The 21,348-nt window shown below is 28.5% G+C and carries 17 protein-coding genes; 7 read left to right on the top strand and 10 right to left on the bottom strand.

What is annotated here, in order from left to right:
• Positions 1-48 precede the first annotated feature (48 nt).
• Entirely contained in the window at positions 49-1,863 is a 1,815-nt protein-coding gene (locus PTZ02_RS01615) for an ATP-binding protein (RefSeq protein ID WP_274226085.1), read from the top strand.
• On the top strand, positions 1,863-2,441 hold the full coding sequence (locus PTZ02_RS01610) for a response regulator (protein WP_274226084.1): 579 nt from the start codon (positions 1,863-1,865) through the stop codon (positions 2,439-2,441). Before PTZ02_RS01615 ends, PTZ02_RS01610 begins: the two co-directional genes overlap by 1 nt.
• Positions 2,442-2,562: 121 nt before the next feature.
• Here the strand turns inward: PTZ02_RS01610 and PTZ02_RS01605 are convergent, their stop codons facing one another.
• Both PTZ02_RS01605 and clpB read right to left on the bottom strand, forming a co-directional pair.
• On the bottom strand, positions 2,563-3,468 hold the full coding sequence (locus PTZ02_RS01605; RefSeq protein ID WP_274226083.1) for a transposase: 906 nt from the start codon (positions 3,466-3,468) through the stop codon (positions 2,563-2,565).
• Positions 3,469-3,604: 136 nt separating this feature from the next.
• Complete coding sequence (gene clpB, locus PTZ02_RS01600) at positions 3,605-6,202, bottom strand: ATP-dependent chaperone ClpB (protein WP_274226082.1); 2,598 nt, start codon at positions 6,200-6,202, stop codon at positions 3,605-3,607.
• 154 nt (positions 6,203-6,356) lie between these two features.
• On the opposite strand from clpB, the gene PTZ02_RS01595 reads away from it, so the two are divergent.
• Positions 6,357-8,423, top strand: a complete 2,067-nt coding sequence (locus tag PTZ02_RS01595) for a helix-turn-helix domain-containing protein (RefSeq protein WP_274226081.1) — start codon at positions 6,357-6,359, stop codon at positions 8,421-8,423.
• A 459-nt stretch (positions 8,424-8,882) separates the two neighbouring features.
• On the opposite strand, the gene PTZ02_RS01590 is transcribed toward PTZ02_RS01595, so the two are convergent.
• The 5 genes from PTZ02_RS01590 to PTZ02_RS01570 all read right to left on the bottom strand — a co-directional run bounded on the left by PTZ02_RS01590 (position 8,883) and on the right by PTZ02_RS01570 (position 13,925).
• Positions 8,883-10,145 carry a helix-turn-helix transcriptional regulator gene (locus tag PTZ02_RS01590; protein ID WP_274226080.1) on the bottom strand — a complete coding sequence of 421 codons (1,263 nt, stop codon included), beginning with the start codon at positions 10,143-10,145 and terminating at the stop codon, positions 8,883-8,885.
• Positions 10,146-10,164: 19 nt separating this feature from the next.
• On the bottom strand, positions 10,165-11,466 hold the full coding sequence (locus PTZ02_RS01585; RefSeq protein WP_274226079.1) for a helix-turn-helix domain-containing protein: 1,302 nt from the start codon (positions 11,464-11,466) through the stop codon (positions 10,165-10,167).
• A 216-nt stretch (positions 11,467-11,682) separates the two neighbouring features.
• Positions 11,683-11,853, bottom strand: a complete 171-nt coding sequence (locus PTZ02_RS01580) for a hypothetical protein (protein ID WP_202767788.1) — start codon at positions 11,851-11,853, stop codon at positions 11,683-11,685.
• 131 nt (positions 11,854-11,984) lie between these two features.
• On the bottom strand, positions 11,985-12,884 hold the full coding sequence (locus PTZ02_RS01575) for a ribonuclease H1 domain-containing protein (RefSeq protein WP_274226078.1): 900 nt from the start codon (positions 12,882-12,884) through the stop codon (positions 11,985-11,987).
• A gap of 39 nt (positions 12,885-12,923) precedes the next feature.
• Positions 12,924-13,925 carry a DUF1232 domain-containing protein gene (locus PTZ02_RS01570; protein WP_274226077.1) on the bottom strand — a complete coding sequence of 334 codons (1,002 nt, stop codon included), beginning with the start codon at positions 13,923-13,925 and terminating at the stop codon, positions 12,924-12,926.
• A gap of 171 nt (positions 13,926-14,096) precedes the next feature.
• Here PTZ02_RS01570 and PTZ02_RS01565 point away from each other — a divergent pair, with 171 nt between their 5' ends.
• A complete protein-coding gene (locus PTZ02_RS01565; protein ID WP_274226076.1) occupies positions 14,097-15,842 on the top strand; it encodes an ATP-dependent metallopeptidase FtsH/Yme1/Tma family protein in 1,746 nt (581 codons plus the stop codon).
• Between the two features lie 41 nt (positions 15,843-15,883).
• Here PTZ02_RS01565 and PTZ02_RS01560 read toward each other — a convergent pair whose 3' ends face one another.
• From PTZ02_RS01560 to PTZ02_RS01550, 3 genes are all read right to left on the bottom strand, one after another.
• Positions 15,884-16,780 carry a rhomboid family intramembrane serine protease gene (locus tag PTZ02_RS01560; protein WP_274226075.1) on the bottom strand — a complete coding sequence of 299 codons (897 nt, stop codon included), beginning with the start codon at positions 16,778-16,780 and terminating at the stop codon, positions 15,884-15,886.
• 136 nt (positions 16,781-16,916) lie between these two features.
• Positions 16,917-18,719 (bottom strand): oligoendopeptidase F, encoded by a 1,803-nt coding sequence (gene pepF, locus PTZ02_RS01555; RefSeq protein WP_274226074.1) that lies wholly within the window; start codon positions 18,717-18,719, stop codon positions 16,917-16,919.
• An 84-nt stretch (positions 18,720-18,803) separates the two neighbouring features.
• Entirely contained in the window at positions 18,804-19,202 is a 399-nt protein-coding gene (locus PTZ02_RS01550) for a DUF6762 family protein (RefSeq protein WP_274226073.1), read from the bottom strand.
• Positions 19,203-19,322: 120 nt separating this feature from the next.
• Here PTZ02_RS01550 and PTZ02_RS01545 point away from each other — a divergent pair, with 120 nt between their 5' ends.
• The 3 genes from PTZ02_RS01545 to PTZ02_RS01535 all read left to right on the top strand — a co-directional run bounded on the left by PTZ02_RS01545 (position 19,323) and on the right by PTZ02_RS01535 (position 21,322).
• Entirely contained in the window at positions 19,323-19,754 is a 432-nt protein-coding gene (locus tag PTZ02_RS01545; RefSeq protein WP_274226072.1) for a hypothetical protein, read from the top strand.
• Between the two features lie 116 nt (positions 19,755-19,870).
• Positions 19,871-20,530 (top strand): metal ABC transporter ATP-binding protein, encoded by a 660-nt coding sequence (locus tag PTZ02_RS01540; protein WP_274226071.1) that lies wholly within the window; start codon positions 19,871-19,873, stop codon positions 20,528-20,530.
• Entirely contained in the window at positions 20,531-21,322 is a 792-nt protein-coding gene (locus PTZ02_RS01535; protein WP_274226070.1) for a metal ABC transporter permease, read from the top strand. It begins immediately after the preceding gene.
• Positions 21,323-21,348: the final 26 nt, after the last annotated feature.

Raw genomic sequence — 21,348 nt, 5'->3', positions numbered from 1 at the left:
AATATATTTTATTAATATCAATATAATCAACATAAGGAGTTGTTTAACTTGAAAAATAGCCTTCGGGTAAAATTTAAAATACTTATTACTCTATTAATATCAGTCAATGCAGTTATTGTAATTATTTCGCTATATAACTTTTTCTATATAAAAGATTCTATTAATAGTTTTTATAAATATAATTTTGATAGTATTAATGCTGTTAAAAATATGCAGGATATCACAGAAAACCAGCATTTTGCATTATTAAATTATATTTCTACTAAAAATGAAGCTTATAAGAACAATTTTTTAGATTTAGAAAAAAAGTTTTATGATAATTATGCTATTCAGCTTGATAGAACCTCTGAAAACGGGGAACTTGACTTAAATAATCAAACAAAAGCACTATTTATTAAATTTTTTAATACAGGTAAAACTACTTTTGATTCTTACGATAAAGGAAATAGTATCTCAGGTTATTATAATGAAATACAAAATAATTATAATGAACTTAAGCAAAATTTAGATGCTATATATGAACTTAATAATAATGCTATGAAAGTAAAGATACTAAATTCTCAAGAAAAAATAATCCTTTCTTCGAAATTTTTATTCATATCTTCTTTGATAGTCTTATTTCTAAGTATTCTTTTATCAAATAAATACTTAGATAAACTGCTACTCCCTCTAGTAAACCTTCAGAATGCAATACGTGGCTTTAAAGATGGAAACTTTTCATTTAATAGACCTATTAATTCAGGAGATGAGATAGGCGAAATATATAAAGAATTTCACAATATGTCAAAAAGGATTAAGGAGTTTAAAGACTCAACTTTGGGACAACTTATGGAAGAGAAAAACAAGTCACTATCAATTGTTAAAAGTATATCAAACCCATTAATTGTTTTAGATAACAATTTTAAGTGCATCTTAATAAATGATGCTTGTGAGGATTTCTTTAAATTTCGTGAAGCCTCACTAATAGGACAACATATATTAGATTTTATTACAGATGGAGATTTATTTGATTTTATTTCAAAGGCTAAAGAGGTTAACTTTAGTGGTGCATCTAAAGTTATGAATTTTCATAAAGATAGTCATAGTTTTAATGTATCTGTTTCAACTATAAAAAACCGAGATTCAAACCTAAATGGAATAATAGTGTATTTTCAAGATATTACTGAACTTAAAAAACTTGATAAATTAAAACAGGACTTTATTAGCACTCTTTCACACGAGTTAAAAACTCCATTAACTTCAATTATGATGGGCTCATCAATGCTTGAAGAAAGTGTTATAATTGAAAATGTTGATGAAAGATATAGAGTTATCAACACAATACAAGAAGATGCAGAAAACTTACTTAATATGATTGATAATTTTTTAAAGCTTACTCAATTAGAAACTGATCAAAATTACTTAAATTTTGAGATTGCAGATATTTCTGATATTATTAAAAATTCGATTAAGAATTTTTGTACTATATCTCATGCTAGAAATATAACATTAAATTTTGAAAGAATAGGGGCTTTACCAATGATTTCTATTGATAAGGAGAAGTTTTCTTGGGTTGTTAATAACCTTATCTCTAATTCTATAAAATACTCATTAGATAACAAACAAGTATTTATTTCTTTATATTCCGATGATAAATCAATAATTCTTACCGTACAGGATCAAGGTATTGGTATTAGCAAATCGCAAATAGATAAAATATTTGATAAATTCTATAGAGGCAACGATACATCAAATGGTACCGGACTTGGACTACCTCTATCTAAGCAAATAGTTGAACTTCATAACGGTACAATAACTTGTAATAGTGTATATGGATCAGGAAGTATCTTTAAGGTTACACTTCCAATAATAGGAGGCATATAATGAAAACTATTTTAGTAGTAGATGATACTAAAAATATTAGAGAAATGCTAAAAACCTTTTTAGAAATAGAAGGATATAAGGTTTTTGAGGCAAAAAATGCTGAAGAGGCAATAGAAATATTTAATAACCATCAAATTGACTTAATGTTTACAGATATAAAACTTCCAAATGTATCAGGAACAGAGCTTTTAAAACAAATTAAAAAAATGAATAAATCAACAACAGTTATTGTGATGACTGCATTTGGAACAATAAAGAATGCTGTAGAATGCACTAAATTCGGGGCTGCTGCTTATCTTCAGAAACCTTTCACAACTAAAAGAATTAAATCAGTTTTAGACGAAGTTTTAAGAAAACATACTATAAAAAAAGATGTTAACTCATACTTAGTTTTATCTAAAAAGTTGATAGATGAAAGTGACTATTTTAAAGCAGAAGAAGTTTTAAATAAAGCTCTATCTATAGATAAGGAAAATAAAGAAATCTACCTATTAATAAGTCAGATTGCTGAGCTTCAAGGAAATTTTGAAAAAGCGAAAAAGTTTATTTCTATGGCTGAAATACTTGGGGACGGTTAACATTAATTAATTCTATGTTCTATATTAATATTTAGCTATTCTTAATAAAAAAAAGATAGACAAATTAGCTTGTCTATCTTTTACCTATTTTATAACCAAAATTTCAAGTGAATTTTTTAATTTATGCCATCTTTAAAAAGTTATAAATTTCGTCATTGTATTCTTTATCGGAAATAATTAAATTAATGCCTATTCCACATAGCTTTGATACTCTTGAATAAGTTATATTCCCTAAAACTTCAGAAATCTCACTACCTTTAAAGTTACCTAAACTTCTCATTAAGACTACCACAATTGCCTTTGCTTTTAGTGTTTCTCTTCTATTTTTAATATTAAGCATATCGCGTCCAAAACCATATTTATTTTTTATATATTTAAAAATGGAGTCTAAAGTGAAATTTCTATCTATAATTTTTCTTCCACTTATATATTGACTTTTTTCTTCTTTAAATTCACCTTCATTAATATTTATTCCTGAATATCTTCTAATCTTCTCCGAATATCTTTTACATGCCATATATGAATCTTCTGCTATCAAAGAATTTATAAAAGATTTATCAACTATTTGAAATTCATCATCCTTTAAATTCAAATAAGAACCTAAGCTTGAAAATCTATATTTCTCAGGAAATCTCCTGTATTTTTTAATATCTTTAGGATTATTATGTATGTATAATGACAAGTTTATAAGATACCTATCGCTATTTATTAATTTACTCTTAAATCTGTCTTGGAACAGATGTCCATGCCGCTTATATTTGTGATTATAATATCTTGAATACTTTAAATTAACTCTATGCATTACTTTTGATATATCACTTCCACAAGAATCAATAATGAAATGGGCATGATTATTCATTAAACAAAAAGCATAAATTTTAAAAACATAAAACTTTTGACATTCTTTTAAAAACTCTAAATACTGAATTTTATCATAATCATTTTTAAAAAGTTTTATTTCAGAGATGCTTCTTACCATTACATGATAAATTCCGTTACTTACTTTTATTCTTGCTGTTCTTGGCATAAATTCACCTTCCTTATTTCTTGAATTATTGCCATAATCTGCTTGCCTATTCAACACATAAGCTGATTTTAAAAGGGGACGGTTAACATTTCTTATATCTAATTTAGGTATAAGAAATGTTAACCGTCCCCAATTATTAAACCTTAAAAACTAAAGAATTATCTTTTTCATCGATAATTACTGTTACTCCATCATAGATTTCTCCAGAAATAATTCTTTTTGCAAGATTTGTTTCTAATGTATTTTCAATATATCTCTTTAATGGCCTTGCACCATATACAGGATCAAAGCCCTCATCAGCAATTAGTTTTTTAGCTTCATCGGTTATTTCTAGGGTTACATTCTTTTCTTTCATTTTATTTTTAACCTTAATCAAGAATATATCAATTATTTTCTTAATATTCTCTAATGATAATGGACTAAAGGTTATTATATCATCAACTCTATTTAAGAATTCCGGTTTAAATCTTGCCTTCATTTCATTCATAACCTTAGCCTTTGACTCTTCTGAAACTTTGCCACCAGTGCTTCCATCTAGTAAGTATGAGCTTCCTATATTTGAAGTCATTATTATAATGGTATTTTTGAAGTCTACTGTTTTACCTTGATTATCAGTTAGTCTTCCATCATCTAAAATTTGTAGGAATACATTAAATACATCTTGGTGAGCCTTCTCAATCTCATCAAATAAGATAACTGAGTATGGTTTTCTCCTAACTGCTTCTGTTAGCTGACCACCCTCCTCATACCCTACATATCCTGGAGGGGCTCCTATCAATCTAGAAACAGAGTATTTCTCCATGTATTCTGACATATCAATTCTTATAATGTTCTCCTCTGAGTCAAAAAGAGTTCTTGCTAATGTTTTAGCTAATTCAGTCTTACCCACACCAGTTGGACCTAAGAAAATGAATGATCCTATTGGCCTATTTTCGTCTTTTAGTCCTGCTCTTGCTCTTATAACTGCATTTGTAACTGATTGAATAGCTTCATTTTGGCCTATAACTCTTTCTCCTAATTCCTCTTCCAATCTTAGAAGTTTCTTCTTTTCACCTTCTACTAGCTTAGTTACAGGAATTCCAGTCCATTTAGATACTATATTTGATATTTCATTTTCTGTAACTTCTTCCTTTAAAAGAGCTCCCTCATAGTTTTCTTTAACTTCATTTTCTTTTTCGGCTATTTTCTCTTCAAGGGATGGAATAAGTCCATATTTAAGTTCAGCCGCCTTATTTAAGTCGTACTCTCTTTCATATTTTTCAATCATTCCTCTAGCATCATCTAGCTGCTTTTTAAGCTCTCTAATCTCTGATATATGAGACTTTTCTTTTTCGTATTTTGCACTCATCTCGTCATTTTTGCTTTTTAGCTCTACAAGTTCTTTATCTATTGATTGAGCTCTTGCAATTGATGCTGGGTCTTTTTCCTTAAGCAATGCTTCTCTTTCAGTTTCCAATAGAAAAATCTTTCTTCTTACCTCATCAAGTTCTGTTGGCAAGGAATCTATTTCACTTCTTATCATTGCACCCGCTTCATCTATCAAGTCTATGGCCTTATCTGGTAAAAATCTTCCTTGAATATATCTATCTGATAATTTTGCAGCTGCAACTATTGCAGAATCATGAATTCTTATTCCATGATGTATTTCAAATCTTTCCTTTAATCCTCTTAAAATTGATATTGTATCTTCTACTGTTGGCTCATCAATTACTACTGGCTGGAATCTTCTCTCAAGAGCCTTATCCTTCTCAATATATTGTCTATATTCATCAAAGGTTGTTGCACCTATACAGTGAAGTTCTCCTCTTGCTAAAAGAGGTTTAATTAAATTCCCAGCATCCATTGCACCTTCAGTTTTACCTGCACCAACTATTGTATGAATTTCATCAATAAATAATATTATTCTACCTTCTGAACTCTGAACTTCTTTTAATACAGCTTTTAATCTCTCTTCAAATTCTCCTCTATATTTTGCCCCTGCAATTAATGCACCCATATCTAGTGAGAATATTATTTTATCTTTTAACCCCTCTGGAATATCTCCTCTAACAATTCTCTCTGCTAACCCTTCAACTATGGCAGTTTTTCCAACTCCAGGCTCCCCAATAAGTACAGGATTGTTTTTAGTTCTTCTAGAAAGAATTCTAACAGTTCTTCTTATTTCTTCATCTCTTCCTATAACAGGATCTAACTTATGTTTCTTGGCTAATTCAACTAAGTTAACTCCATATTTGCTTAAAGCGTCATATGTTCCTTCTGGATCTTGTGTTTCGACTCTTTGACTTCCTCTTATTTCTTTTAAAACCTTTAAAAATTCATTCTTTGTAATACCATATTTATTTAATAAATTTCCTATTACATTCTTATTTTCTATGTCAATAATCCCCAAGAATACATGCTCTACACTTATATACATATCTTTAAAATCTTCAGCATATTTATCTGCCTTTATAAGTATTTCTTCTATTTTTCTAGTAGCATAAACCCCTGATGAAGATGCTGCTGAACCTAGCACCTTAGGCATACCCGCTAAGAGTGAATCAGTGTCCGATTTTAGTGACTTTATATCCTTTCCCATCTTACTTAAAATATTTGAAATAAGTCCATCTTCTGCATTAATAAGAGCAGCAAAAAGATGTACTGAATCTACGCTTTGATGATTGTTCTTAACCGCTATTTCATGTGCATCATTTAATGATTGCTGCACCCTTAAAGTCATTTTTTCAATATTCATATTATCACCTCATTAAAATTCTCCTTGTATCTTGCTTTAATTAAATAATAATATAAAAGTCAAAGAAAGTCAAAGTCTATTTCAATCTTCCTTTTATCTCTTTTTGTCCTTTATGATATAATATATTTATAATAAAATAATTTGAGGTGAGAACTTGAGAAGAGAGCATATAATTTATCCACTAGATATGCCAGTAACAATTTCATATTGCTCAATTGAGGATTATCCTATTCACTGGCACAACGCTATTGAGATAATATTTGTACTTAAAGGTACCATAAATGTAACCATAGATTCAGATACTTATGAAATTGAAGAAAAAGAGATGGAAGTAATCAACAACAACGAAGCTCATAGAATTTTTTCTAAGGATCCTGATAATAGAGTTTTAATCTTCCATATGGACTCAAGTTTTTTTGAAAAATATTATAATGACATCGAAAATATGTTTTTCTATCTTAATAGTTCAGACGAAGGTGCTCAAGAAAGTCAGGAATATGAAGATCTTAGAATTTTTCTTTCAATTATTCTCTGCGAAGCCATACAAAAAAGAGAAGACTATGATGAAGAAATTGAAAGTACTTTAATAGATATGCTATATCATTTAATTAACAACTTTCACTATCTAACCTATGAGAAAGAAGAACTAAAGGACAATGAAGAACAGTTAGAAAGATATCATAGAATTGCAAAATATATTTTCAATAATTACAATAATAAAATAAGTCTTCAAGAAATAGCTAAAAAAGAATTTTTAAGCGCAGACTATCTTTCACATGAGATAAAAAACGCAACTGGATATAGTTTTACTGATTTATTAAATCTTACAAGAGTTGAAGAGTCTATAAAGCTGCTTTTAGATAGCAACATGAGCATTTCAGAAATTTCTGATGAGGTTGGTTTTTCTCATACAAGATATTATAATAAGAATTTTAAATTTTACTACAAGTGTACTCCACTCCAATATAAAAAGAAGTATAAACTAGATGAGAAATCTTATGAGAAAGCAAAAAAACTAACTTATTTAGAAACTTCTGAAGCACTTAAATTTCTTTACCCTTATCTTGAGGATTATGACAGATTTAACTATGAGAACAGAATTCATAAAATTCATATTAACATGGATGAAGAAATTTCTCCTTTCTCAGATGATTTTAGAAAAGTAATTAATGTAGGGGATGCCTTCGACCTTCTAATTGAAGATAATAAAGATAACCTTGAAGAAATTCAGGAAGAAATCTCATTTAGGTACGGAAGAATATTTAATCTTTTCCACAGAGATATGGGAATTTTCCCTGGCAGCAGTTTTTATAACTGGAATAAAACTAAGACTGTTTTTGAATTCATGGAATATATTGAACTTATTCCACTAGTTTTATTGGAACAATTAGAGCTTACAGATGAGGAATTAATAAATGCCTTCCATAGTTATGTAGAGTATTTTTCTGAAATTGAGAGTATCGATTTTTATAATATAAAGTATCAATTCCATAGTGACTTTCCTTCTGAACTTAAAAATGAGATTATTAAAATTTTGGAGGAAAACTCATTGGAGTATGAAGATGAAGGTTATATAGGAAATCACCTAGAAATAAACAAAATATACGACTCAGCCTATATGATACCTTATATTATTCACCAAGTAGCTAATAATAACATATCCTTAAATTTTATTAGAGCTTTTGACGTATTAGAGAAAGAGGTAGTACTTACTAATGAAGTATTTTTTGGTTCTTCTGGATTGGTAAATGATATGGGAATTAAAAAACCTTCTTATTATGCCTACTATTTACTTGGTAAATTAGGAGATATTCTTGTCCAAAAAGGCGATGGCTATTTAGTAACAAAAAGCGAAGATGAGTATCAAATTCTTCTTTATAATTACGGTGAAGAACTTAATAATTTAATTAGCTATGAAACCTTAGAAAAAAGAAGAGGTATTAAAAATACAACCGAAAAGAAGATATCCTTAAATATAGTAAACATAAATAGTAATGCACAAATAACTACTTATATATTAAATGAAAAAATAGGTTCTTCCTATAATTATTGGTTAGGTATGGGAAAACCAATTAGATTAAACAAAGAGGAAAGGGAAATTCTTCACAAGGCTTCTTTCCCAGGAATTAATTTTAGATATACAAAGAAAAGTTCTGTTTTAAACCTGCTCCCTAAACTAAAAGGGTATGGTGCACATTTAATAATAATAAAGAAAGTGTAAAACCAATAATAAAAGAGTACAAAAACACCTTAATTAAGGTGTTTTTTTGTTTTTACTAGTACTGGATTTGTGAATAACTTCTCGCAAATGTACCATTTTATAGCCTTAATTGTCAATGAATTTTACAAAACTTACCTCTATAATAATATTAAGAAATATTAAAGGGAGCGTGAGTGTATGAAAATATTAAAAAGAATATTTAAGCCAATAAAAATAAGCTCCTTCAGTCCTAAATTGAGCTTATTTGAAATAACTTTTGACTTAATTAAAAAATATTAGTATATATACTTTTCATTTTATTGATAAAAATAATTTGATTAGTCTATATATTTATTTGGACATAAATTAATTTTATATTGCAAATAAAAAGGGTTGTCCTTAATATGAATTCTCATAAGTTAAGGGCAACTCTTTCTTATTATTCCGACCTAAAATGTTATAATTTTAACAAAATTTAGTTTATAAAGTTTTCTCTAAAGATAAAGCTAGTGAAAAATACTTTAAAGCATCTCTTATTTCACCCAGTTTATAGTACATTTGTCCCATGTCTATGTATCTTTGATACCTATCTTCCTTATTACCAACTTTCAAGATAGCATCTAATGAAAGATTCATATACATTTCAGCTTCTTGAACCTTATTTTGCTTTTGTAATATTGTCCCTTTCAGATAATATGATCTTTCAATTAATCTTATATTATCACAATCAATTGCCAGGTTAAGAGCTTCATCACATATGTTATATGCCTCATCATACTCTTCATAATCTATAAATAGCTTTATGCAGTTATTCATGAATTCAACATATTTTATCCTATTATGTTTTGGGAAGATATTCAATCCTTCTTCTATCTCATTTATAGCTCTTCCCTTTTCTCCAATTCCAAAATAACATTCTCCATAATTCCACTTTGAAAGTGCTAATGATATAGGATTGTCCTTTTGAAAACTATATGCCTTTTTTACTAAAGCCTCTGCTTCAGGTTTCTTTAGTTTTATGCACAATGTTGCTAACAGGTTGTACATTTTACCCTTATTTATTGGATCTTCAACATATTTAATATATTTCTCTACGCACTTCATATCATCATAAGCCTTATGTATTTCTTTTAACTTATAGTAACATAATGCCTTACTATATAACGTATATGCATATTCGCCTCTATCCTTAAATTTACTGTTACTAAGTACTTCTATAAGTCGTTCATAATATGTTATAGCTTCAGTATATTCCTTGTTTTGGCAGAAATACTTGCCCATGTCATGAAAATACTTTATAACAATTTCTTTATCAATGTTTTTTTGAGATAAATAATAGTACTGAGATACTATCAATTGAATATTTTCATACTTTGACTCCTCAAGATAGTATTGAAATAGTAAGTGCATTAATTCAAAAGATAAATCAAAATACTCATATTCATTTGCATATTCTAAGTTATATTTAATATTTTCTTCTATATCTTCCCCTGAAAAAAGATTTTTTCTAATTAATTCTATATTATCGACAAGTTGTTCTTTAACATCTTTTAATAAATAATCTAAATCCAAATACAATTTTGAGGCAATATACTCGAGAACTTCTTTTTCTGCTTTAATTTTTTCGTTCTCTATACAACTCATTTTTGAAATGGATATTTTATCCCCACACAGTTCTTTTAATGTAATTCCCTTATAAACTCTTGCACGCTTTATTTTTTCCCCAGTTGATAGTATTTCCATCATATCACCCAATCTATTATTAATTTCTTAATAACCCTATGTCGCTAAATATATTAATCCCATAATCTAAATATTGTGCTGCTTCTTTGTCTCTTTTATTATCTATGTAGAATTTTCCAAGTATTATAGCTACTTGTCCTGCCTTTTTACTACATTCATTATTAACTGCATAATTGTATGTTTCTACCAATATATTTTCAGCTTCTTCATATTCTTCTTGTATTAAACGAAGTCTATAATTTAATAAATTACACTCAATTCGGTTGACTATATCATTGTCTTCAATCTTTTCATATATCTCACGTATAATTTCTTCACTCTTATCAACATCTTTTAATTTCAAATAGTTTTCACATATATTTATAAGAGTTTCTATTAATTTGTTATCAGCATTTTTACTTCTTATTTCCTTGGCAATATCATAATGCATAAAAGACTCTTCTATATTCTCAAATTCATAAAATAACTTCCCTAAATTATTTTCTATTTCTCCAATATTTTTTGTGTCTTCTAATTCCTTATAAACATCTAGTGTTTTTTCAGAATATTTTATTGCATTTGCCAAGTCCCCTTTTTTATTATATTCTTCTGATAATAATAATAGAGTTCTAGCATATTCTTTTTTGTTATGGATTCGTTTAAATTTTTCAGTTGCTAAAAATGAATAGTTTATTGATTCACTAATATTTTCAGTTTTGAATAAAGCTGTAGCCATATAATAATAGATTTCTCCTAGCAGCTGATCATTTCCAACATTGTTGTCTAAATACACCTTTTCTGCTTGTTTTAAATATGAACTAGTAGAATGATACGCCCTAAGTTGTAATGTAATTTTTCCTAAATTAAGAAAGGTTTTTACAATTTCTTCAAAATTGTTGTTTTTTATAAATATAACATTAGAAGATAGGAAATATTGTTGTGCTGCCACTAATTCACCCTTTAGCATGTGTATTTCGCCTGTTAGAAATAATATTTTTGCTTTTCTATATTCTAAATCATATTTTTCAGAATAATATAAAGCATTTTCTATGTATTTCTCAGCTCCAAAATAATCTCCTGATAAAATATATGATTCAGCGATTTGTTCATAATAAATACATATCTTTTCTGCTTGGGTTTCTTCAGATTCCATTAAATATTCAACAGAAGTCTTTAACGCATCTGCTAAATATTCTAACAGATCCATAGATGGATTAGATCTTCCTGATTCAACTAAAGAAATTTGTCCAGGAGTTATTCTATCTCCTGCTAAATCCTTTAAGGTCATATTCAATTCTTTTCTTTTTCTTTTGATTTTTTCCCCTAATGAAAGTATTTCCATATCTAATCTTCCTTTTCTATGTATCATGTTTTAAAAATTATTTAAAATGATTTAATTATTTTAAATTATAACACGAATTTTCAAATTTTAATACATTTTTTTGAAATTTTCATTATTTGCGCAGTAGTTTTCTACAATTTTTTTATTTTTGTATAAGTATTCCATATAATCATTTATTTTCTTTTTTAATGAAATAACTCGAGAAAATATCTCGAGTTATTTCATCCATCCCATAATATCCACTTTATCTTCAGCCATATCTATTACTTTTCTTCCAACTTTTCTAAATGTCTTTTGAGTTCTTCTGTCTAATTGTGGTAGTATCATCATTCCAAAAGCTGCCCCTACTATTGCACCTGTTGTAATTCCACTTAGATATTTTTTCATAAAACTACACCTCTTACTCAATTATTATTTTACAAAACATTCATATTAGAATTAACATAATGTTTTATAAATATATTATGTGTAGTAATTATTTTTATACTCTTTGAAATATATGGGTTTGCTATCATTTTTTATTCAGCGCTTATTTCTTTAATAACCTCTAAAACTCTTAATTGTTTTTCTTTAGATAACTTAATAAGAATTCTATTTATTTCTTCAGGAATATCTCTTTCTACTCCATCCTTTTTACTTTCACTACTTGAATTTTTTTGATTACCTACAACTACAATATTTTCTTCCTTATTGTTAGTTATACTTATTACTTCATCTCTTACTTTTTCATTACTTACATATAGAATATTGTTAGCCAACCATTTATCTACAACTCTATCCGAATCAATAGCTAATTTTTCTTTACATTTTTCATCTGCAAGTTCATTGAAAAATTCCCCAGTATGACTATCTACTTTAACAAATATAACTTCTATTCCTAACTTCATAAGTTCATTCATTCTATTAAAATATCTTATAGATGATTCTTCTCTTCTCTCCCAAAAACCTGTAGCATGGTGAGCTATTCCTTCATAATCATGAATAATAACTACCTTCTTATCATCTCTACTCAAAGCATATTCTACACCTTTAACTGCTGCTTCTAATTCTCCAGCAATCTGTCTTATATTACTCTTTGAAGTATCTACTGCTGATGCACTATCAATATATTCAACAACATTATTCCTTACTGCAACCAATCCGTATGAGTATTTCTGTGTGCTTATATTATAGCTTCCATCAACGTATATATGTAAGCAATCTTTTGGATATTCATCAACACCCATTTTTAGCAATTTGCTTCCTTCTTCTAAAAATCTTTTAGCTTCATTTATGTCTTCAAAGCTCTTATATTTTGCTCCTTTAACTCCCTTAACATATTTCAAGCATTCTGCCCATGTATCAACAATCTTATTTTCTATTTTCATATTGGCTTCTGAATCAAATCCTTCTTTTATAGCATAAACTTTCTTTCCCATAATATATGTGCTCCTTAAAATAATAATCAACTTTTCTTATTAAACAAATGAATCAATCAAGACATAAAACTTATCTAGTTTATTCCCATTAGAAAATGATTTTAAATACTCTAATGCATTTTTAAGTACTAATATATTTTTATTGCTTCCTTGCCAATTTTCTAAAAGAACTTCTAAAGGCACATCATTAATCAACTTATTTAATGCAAAAAATACTACTGATATATCATCAATCTTCCCCAGCAAAGGAATCTTATCATTTATTATATCCTTTGGAATTATAATATAACCAAGAGAAGATGCTACAGCAATTTTTGTACTTTTACTAACTCTACTATCTTTTAATAGCCTAACTATTAAGGCTATAATATCTGGTAAAATAAATAAGTATTCTTCCATTGGCTTAATATTATCTGGTATTTTTTCCTCTAAAAAGCTTCTACCATCGGTATAAACATCTTGTACCTTTTCTATATTTTCAGTCTTTTCTTCTAATAATAATGTCTCATTATTTTCAATTAAAGTTGTCCTATCTTCTTCTGTTGTTAATATCTCATTTTCTATTTTATCTTTATTACCTTTTTTAATAATATCCTTAATATCTATAACTACATTATGTAAAGTAACATTTATTCCACTTTTATTTACTTGTATTTCCTTTATATCCATCTCAAAGTTTTTAATATCTTTCATTAATTTATTAAAGTTAATAATAACCTTATCTTCATTATGAACAACGCCCATATTCTTTAAATCTTTTAATATATTTTTCAGAACAAACTTTCTAATAAGCTTTATTGCAGGAATTCCAAGAACTTTTATCTCTTTTAGTCTAAATACTAACTCATCTTTTTTAACTTCAATTATCTCAACTGCGACTCTGAATTTAACCCTTAATATCCTTTTAAAGCTTCCTGAAATTCTAATTACTCTATCTATTTCAATATCATCTATTTTAAGTCCCTTAAAGGTAATTACCTCTTCCAATAGACCTAATATATCTTCTTTTGATAATTTCACACAAATCTCTGATACCCTCATGGCTCCCCCTCCAAAATATCTAGTAATAACCACTTAAGTATAACTCATAATTGGGCAATTATCCATAACTTACATTGCCAAAAGTTATGAGATTCGTTAGACAAGAAATTTTAAACCCGTATAATCATAGTTGTAATGTATATTAGTTAAATAAAAATCTTGGAGGGATGTATGAAAATATTAAAAAGTAAACTTTTAATAATTCCAATAATTATTTTTATTTCATCATTAAGTTTTCTTGCGTATACTAACTTAAGCTACAGAGCTCATAAAGATAAATCTTACTTAGACTTTAAAAATGATTTTTCAAGCAACAACATATTAAAAGTCTACTTTTCTACAAATAATAAAATCTTAGTAACCTTGAAATCTGGCGATAAATATTTAACTGAGAATCCTGAAACGCCTAACTTTAAAGAATCTTTACTTAATAAAAGCGTTATAATTGAAACTGAAAAGCCGCAATCTCTATCAACTGTTTTACCTTCACTTGGTATGATGATATCAGTATTTTGGCTAGCGTTTTACTTCATGAATAATAAAAGATTCTCTACCAGCAATGGTTTTTCACCAAAAGTTGTATCCGACAATATTAAAACTAATTATGATTTTGATAAAGTTGCTGGAAACGATGAAGCTAAAGAAAGCTTAAAAGATGTTGTGGATTTTTTAATCAATCCAGATAAATACGTGAAATATGGTGCTAGAATCCCAAAAGGAGTTATTTTATACGGGGAACCAGGTACAGGTAAAACTCTTCTTGCTAAAGCTGTAGCTGGAGAAGCAAATGTTCCTTTCTATGCCATGAGCGGTTCTGATTTTATGCAAATGTATGTTGGAGTAGGAGCTTCAAGAATCAGAGATTTATTTAAGAAAGCAAAGGAAGCTGGAAATGGAAAAGCTCTTATTTTTATAGATGAAATAGATGCTATTGGTAAAAAAAGAGATGGAGGAAAGCAGTCTTCTGGCTCTGATGAAAGGGATCAAACCTTAAACGCATTGCTTACAGAAATGTCTGGTTTTACTGAAAAAGAAGGTATAGTTGTAATTGCTGCTACAAATAGACTTGATATCTTGGATCCAGCCTTACTTAGACCTGGTAGATTTGATAGACATATAGAGGTTTCATTACCAGATATCAATGCAAGAGAAAAAATACTTAAACTACATTTAGACAATAAACCTTATAGTGATATTAATATAAGAGACATAGCTGAAAAAACTGCGTATTTTTCAGGTGCTAAACTTGAGAGTTTAGTTAATGAATCTGCAATACTTGCTGCAAAGAAAGACACAGAATTTATAACAATGGAACATATTGGTGCTGCTTTTGACATTGTTGTAGCTGGTTATGAAAAGAAAGACAGGGATTACTTAAGTGAAAAAGATAGAAAGATAACTGCTTATCACGAAGGTGGACATGCTCTTTGTTCTTTAATTAGAATTCCTGAGGATAAGGTATCAAAGGTAACAATAATTCCAACCACTAAAGGTGCTGGTGGATACACATTGACAATACCAAAGGATAGTTCTTACCAAACTATATCTCATTTAAAAAATAGAATCATGGTTCTTCTTGCTGGAAGGGCTGCTGAAGAAATCATTTTTGGAAAAGATAACATAACTACAGGTGCATATGGTGACTTAAAATCTTCCACTGAAATAATTATTTCTATGTTGTCTGAATACGGAATGGGAGCAAATCTTGGTTTGTTAAAGATGTCTTCACTAGGCTCACTAGGTAATTCCTATGGAAATCTAATTATTGAGGAAGCTAAAGAATTATTGGAGAATCTATACACAGATACAAAAAATCTTTTGCATGAAAATATAGATACTCTTCATTTACTTGCAAAAGAGCTACTTGAAAAAGAAACCTTATCAAATAAAGACTTAGAATCAATAATGACAAATTAATAGACGTTTCTCAACTTAAAGGTTGAGAAACGTCTTTCTTTTTACTTCCTTTTATATAATATAAAACCTAAAACTATTCCTGTTAACAATCCTCCAATATGTCCGAACATATCTATGTTTGGTAGCATAAATCCAATAACTAAGTTCATTGCAATAATTGAAACCAAGTTTACTAAAAAGTCTTTACCTATTCTAGTTCTTTCTATATATGCAAATACTAATAATCCCCCCAATAACCCAAATATAGCACCTGATGCTCCTATAGAAAGAGAGTTAGTGAACATGGATGCACCTGATGCACCAATTGCACTTAAGAAATATATAATTACAAAGTTTCTATTTCCATAAATTCTATTAACTTGATTACCAGTATAGAATAATGAATACATATTAACTGCTATGTGAACCAAACCTCCATGTAAAAAGGCAGATGTTACTAATCTCCAATATTCTCCTGCTTGAATTGCTGGAGTATATTTCGCACCTAGCTCATAAAGCACAGTAGATTTTATATCCATAACACTTCCTGACAGGAACGCACTATATATAAATACAAAAATATTAATTGCTATGATTCCCATTGTTATATATGATAAAGTACTCGGTGTAGATCTTCTATATATTGAATTTATTATATCAATTAGCGGTGTTTTATCATTCCAAGCAGCTACTACTTGTTTTTCGTCTGGTGAAAAGTAAATTTCGCCTGATTTTAATTCCTCTCCATTATAATTCCCCTCAATTACTTTAATAAATGAACCCTCTTCAGATTCTAATGTAATATCCTTATTGTCCTTAGATACTACCCCTACAAATATTTCTCCATTGTCAACTTTCATTTTAGCTATCCATTTTAAATCTCCCTGATTAACCTCCTTAATATAGAAGCCAAATTCCTTTATCAGTTTATTTAACAGGAGTTGTTCAAAACTCTTCATAAAAATCCTCCTTAAGTTTGCCAAAATATTATGCATTAATTGATATTTTAACACTATTTAGATAAAAATGAAATTTATTTCTTTCCATATATTTGCATAATTAAAGGACGATTAAATGTTAACCGTCCCCTAATAATTATTTAATTTCTTTTTCTAACATATCCAATAATTCATTAAATCTTTCTAGTGTTGCTTCAAGTGGCTTTGGAGATGTCATATCTACTCCTGCATTTTTTAGTATGTTAATAGGATAGTCTGAGCCTCCACTTTTTAAGAATCCCTTATATTTCTCTACTGCATCTTTTTCTCCTTTTAATATAGAATTAGCAAAGGATGATGCTGCTGCATAACCAGTTGCATATTGATATACGTAAAAGTCATTATAAAAATGTGGGATTCTACTCCATTCACTTTCTATTTCTTGATCCACTATCATATGTTCTCCATGATATTTCTTATTTAAATCTAACCAAATACTATTTAATGCTTCTGCAGAAAGAGGTTCTCCATTCTCTAAGCTTTCATGAGTTAAAAGTTCAAATTCTGCAAACATTAATTGTCTAAATACTGTAGTTCTAATTTGTTCAAGTTCTTCATTTATTAAATACAACTTTTTATTTTTATCATTTTCATTTTCTATAAGATAATGAATAAGAAGAGCCTCATTTGTTGTTGATGCTACTTCTGCACAAAAAATTGTATACCCTGCATAAAAATATGGTTGAACTTTTCTTGAATAATAAGAGTGAATTGAGTGTCCCATCTCATGAGCTAAGGTAGATACATCATGTTGTTGGAAATTATAATTCAAAAGAACATAAGGCATAGTATCATAACTTCCCCATGAGTATGCTCCGGATCTCTTTCCTTTATTTTGATAAACATCTACCCATCCGTTATCAATTCCCTCTTGAAAAATACTTAAATATTCATCTCCTAGAGGATTTAAAGCTTTCTTGATTATTTCAATTCCTTTTTCATATTCTATATGCTCTTTAGGAACATCTATTGCAGGCACATATAAATCATACATGTGCATTTCATCTAGCTTTAATAACTTTTTCTTAAGCCCAATATATCTGTGTAATAACGGTAATTTTTCGTTTATTGTTTTTACTGAATTTTTATATACTTCTAATGGAATATCATTTGGCTTCAAGGCTTGCTCTAAAGCACTTGAATATTTTCTTGTTTTAGCTGAGAATATATCATTTTTTATTGATGCACTTAAACTTGCTGCAAGAGTATTCTCTAATGCTTTATATCCACCATATAGCTTTTTAAATGCATTTTCTCTTACAGATCTATTCTTGCTTCTTACAAATGTAGAATAGTTACCTTCATTTAATTCCACATCATTTCCTTCATCATCATTTGTTGTTCCAAAGGTCATATCCGCATTAGTTAAAAGATTGTGAATATTTGAAGGAGCATCTAAACAATCAGATACAGATGCCATTAACTCTTCCATTTCCTTAGTAAGTACATGTGGTTTTTCTTTTAATATATCCATAAATAAAAATTCATATATCTTAAGTTCAGGTATTCTATCTATCTCTTTAATTAAAAATTCCTCAGTTAATTCCAAAATTTCAGGAACAAAAAATGCACTATAACTTCCTAGTTCAGCTAAGTAAGCATCAATTTTATCCTTTAACACTTGAAACTTAGAATTTGCAGTATCCTCATCACTTCTTAAATGTGCATAAATCATTAGCTTCTCAGCTTTTCTAGAAGTTTTTTCGCTTAACTTCATATATTCTAATATCTTTTCTCCTGTTTTAAGCTGGCCAGAATACTCCTTTAGTTTTGGTGCCTCATTTTTAAGTTCTTGAAATTCTTTATCCCACTCATCTTCTGAGCTATAAACCTTAGATATATCCCATTTATAAGTTTCATCAATTTCATTTCTATTTTTCAACTTTTTATCTTCACTCATTTTTTCACCTCTTTGTTTATATAGGGTTTTAAGTTCAATTAATAACTCCATTATGTATGAACCAATTAAGTGCCCTTAAAATGCCTATATATACTCACTTTCTTTGTCTTTTATATCCTCTAGTACTTTTGAAATACACTCATTAATAATTGTACAAAGTTCATTTAGGATTGCTCTAATTTCCTCGTGATCATCCTCATAATCAAATGTAATCTTCCAAAGTGGATTAAATTCAGTATCTATTTCTTCAATATTGTATCCAAGTTTTTCAAATGCATCCACATCAAACAAATCATAAATTGCTGAGAACTCCCAATCTTCTACATCTTTATTAGTTCCAAAAAATAAATTTACTACTCCATCCTGTAAATATAGCTTTGTTACATATATTGCACCTTCATTTACTGCATAACTGCCTACTTCTCTTATTAAATGTCCTGTTGTTCCATCTCTCTCCATTAAAACTAATGCTGAAAAATCCATTTAAGTTCCATCCTTTCACATAATTATTATATACCTATTATATGTTTTTATAAGCTTCACATGCAATAACTCTTTATATCTTTACCATTTTTTGGTAATATATTATTTGGAGGTGTATTTATGAGTACTGCAAGAAGATTAGATAATAGAAGAATTCACAAAAAAACCATTGATAAAAATAGTCGTTTATACCGATTTAATATTCGTAAGAAAAGAAAAATTAAACTAATACTTTCCAGAACTATAATTATAGCTTTACTGCTTATTCCCCTATCCATCATAGGGAGGACTTTATACGTTAACTATAAGTGCAAAGACATATACTATGCAGTGGATTATTATATGACTTCTAAATATGCGAAAGAATATAAGCTCCTTAGGGTAAAAGAAGTTAACTTGACTTATGAAGATAATAAAATAGCACAAGTTACTGCTTCTGGCTTAGAGGATACATCCCCGCATAAATATTCTTCATATAAAGTTTCTTTTGAAAAAACTCCTAACGGTTATTGGCAAATAGATAATATCTCTCCCGTTAATAATGATAAGTAAAAATAATATAGTATTATATTTTTTGTTGCAAACCATTTGCAATTAGTTATATAATTTAATATGTATTTTGAATTTCAAATACATTAATTATTAACAACTGCAGGAGCTGATTTAATTTGATACAAATAAACGATTTAACATTTTCCTATTCAGGTGGTATGCCTTATATATTAAATAATATAAATTTAAATATCCCGAAAGGAAGCTTTACCTCAATAATAGGTGAGAATGGAAGTGCCAAAACTACGTTGTTAAAGCTATTACTCGGTATATTAACTCCATTGAAAGGTGACATAACTATAGAAAAATGCTCTATTGGTTATGTGGCTCAAAAAGTTGATGGATTTAATAGCAGTTTTCCTATAACTGTCTATGAATTGCTTAAGGTTCACTGCAAAACTATTGGTATTAAAAGTTCAAGTTCTATTGATAGTATTCTTGATTATGTAAATATGAAAGATTTTAAAAATTCCTTAGTTGGTTCACTTTCTGGTGGACAGCAACAAAGAGTATTTATTGCAAAAGCTTTGCTTGGAGAACCAGACCTTTTAATGTTAGATGAGCTTTCCTCTGGAGTTGATGAAAAAAATCAGATAGAACTTTATGCTTTATTACAAAGATTAAACAGAGAAAAAGGACTTACAATACTTTCAGTTGATCATAATATTACAAGAGCTTTAGAGTATTCTACTCATGTTATAGATGTTAAAGATTTTAAAGCCTCTCTTTATGAATTAAGTGAATATGAAACTCAAAGAGAAAGGGAGGTTTTATAAATGCTATCATATGAATTTATGCAAAAAGCTCTTTTAGCAGGACTTATGATTTCAATTCTTTGTCCTAGTATTGGATTGTTTATTGTACTTCGCCGCTATTCTATGATTGGAGATACACTTTCTCACTCCTCCTTTGCAGGGGTTGCCATTGGCCTTGTAAGTGGTATTAATCCATTGTTTACCTCTCTTGCTTTTACAACTTTATGTGCTGTTGTAATTGAATTTTTAAGAGGATATTTTAAAAAATATGCTGAACTTGTTATGTCAATTGTTCTTACTTTAAGTTTGGGTCTTGCAATTATTCTTGTAAGTTCTGGTAAAACAACTGCCAAAGTAAGTTCATATCTATTTGGAAGTATACTAACTGTAAACTCTAGTGAGTTATTATTGATATTTATTGTATCCATAATATGTATGGTGGTTCTCTATTTTTTATATAACCAACTAGTGTATATTACTTTCGATGAAGAAGGTGCAAAAGTTTCTGGTGTTAAGGTAAAAGTAATAAACTATATTTTCACCTTACTAATTGGAGCAACTATCTCTGTATCTATTAGAATAATGGGAATATTAGTGATTTCCTCAATAATAGTAGTTCCAGTTGCTACTGCATTGGTTATAAAGAAAGGATTTAAAACCACTCTATTGCTTTCAATTATATTTGGGATGATTGATGTTTTAGGTGGGCTAATATTATCTTATTATGGAAATACTGCTCCAGGTGGAACCATTGCTTTAATGAGTGTTATAACTTTAATACTAGTAATTATATTCAATAAAAATAATTATTAAAATACTAGAACCCCTTACTTCATTAT

Origin of the sequence: Clostridium sp. 'White wine YQ', assembly GCF_028728205.1 — a bacterium.
Classification (GTDB): domain Bacteria; phylum Bacillota; class Clostridia; order Clostridiales; family Clostridiaceae; genus Clostridium_T.
The sequence above is the reverse complement of the archived record's forward strand: the minus strand, read 5'-3'. Positions and strand labels throughout refer to the sequence as shown.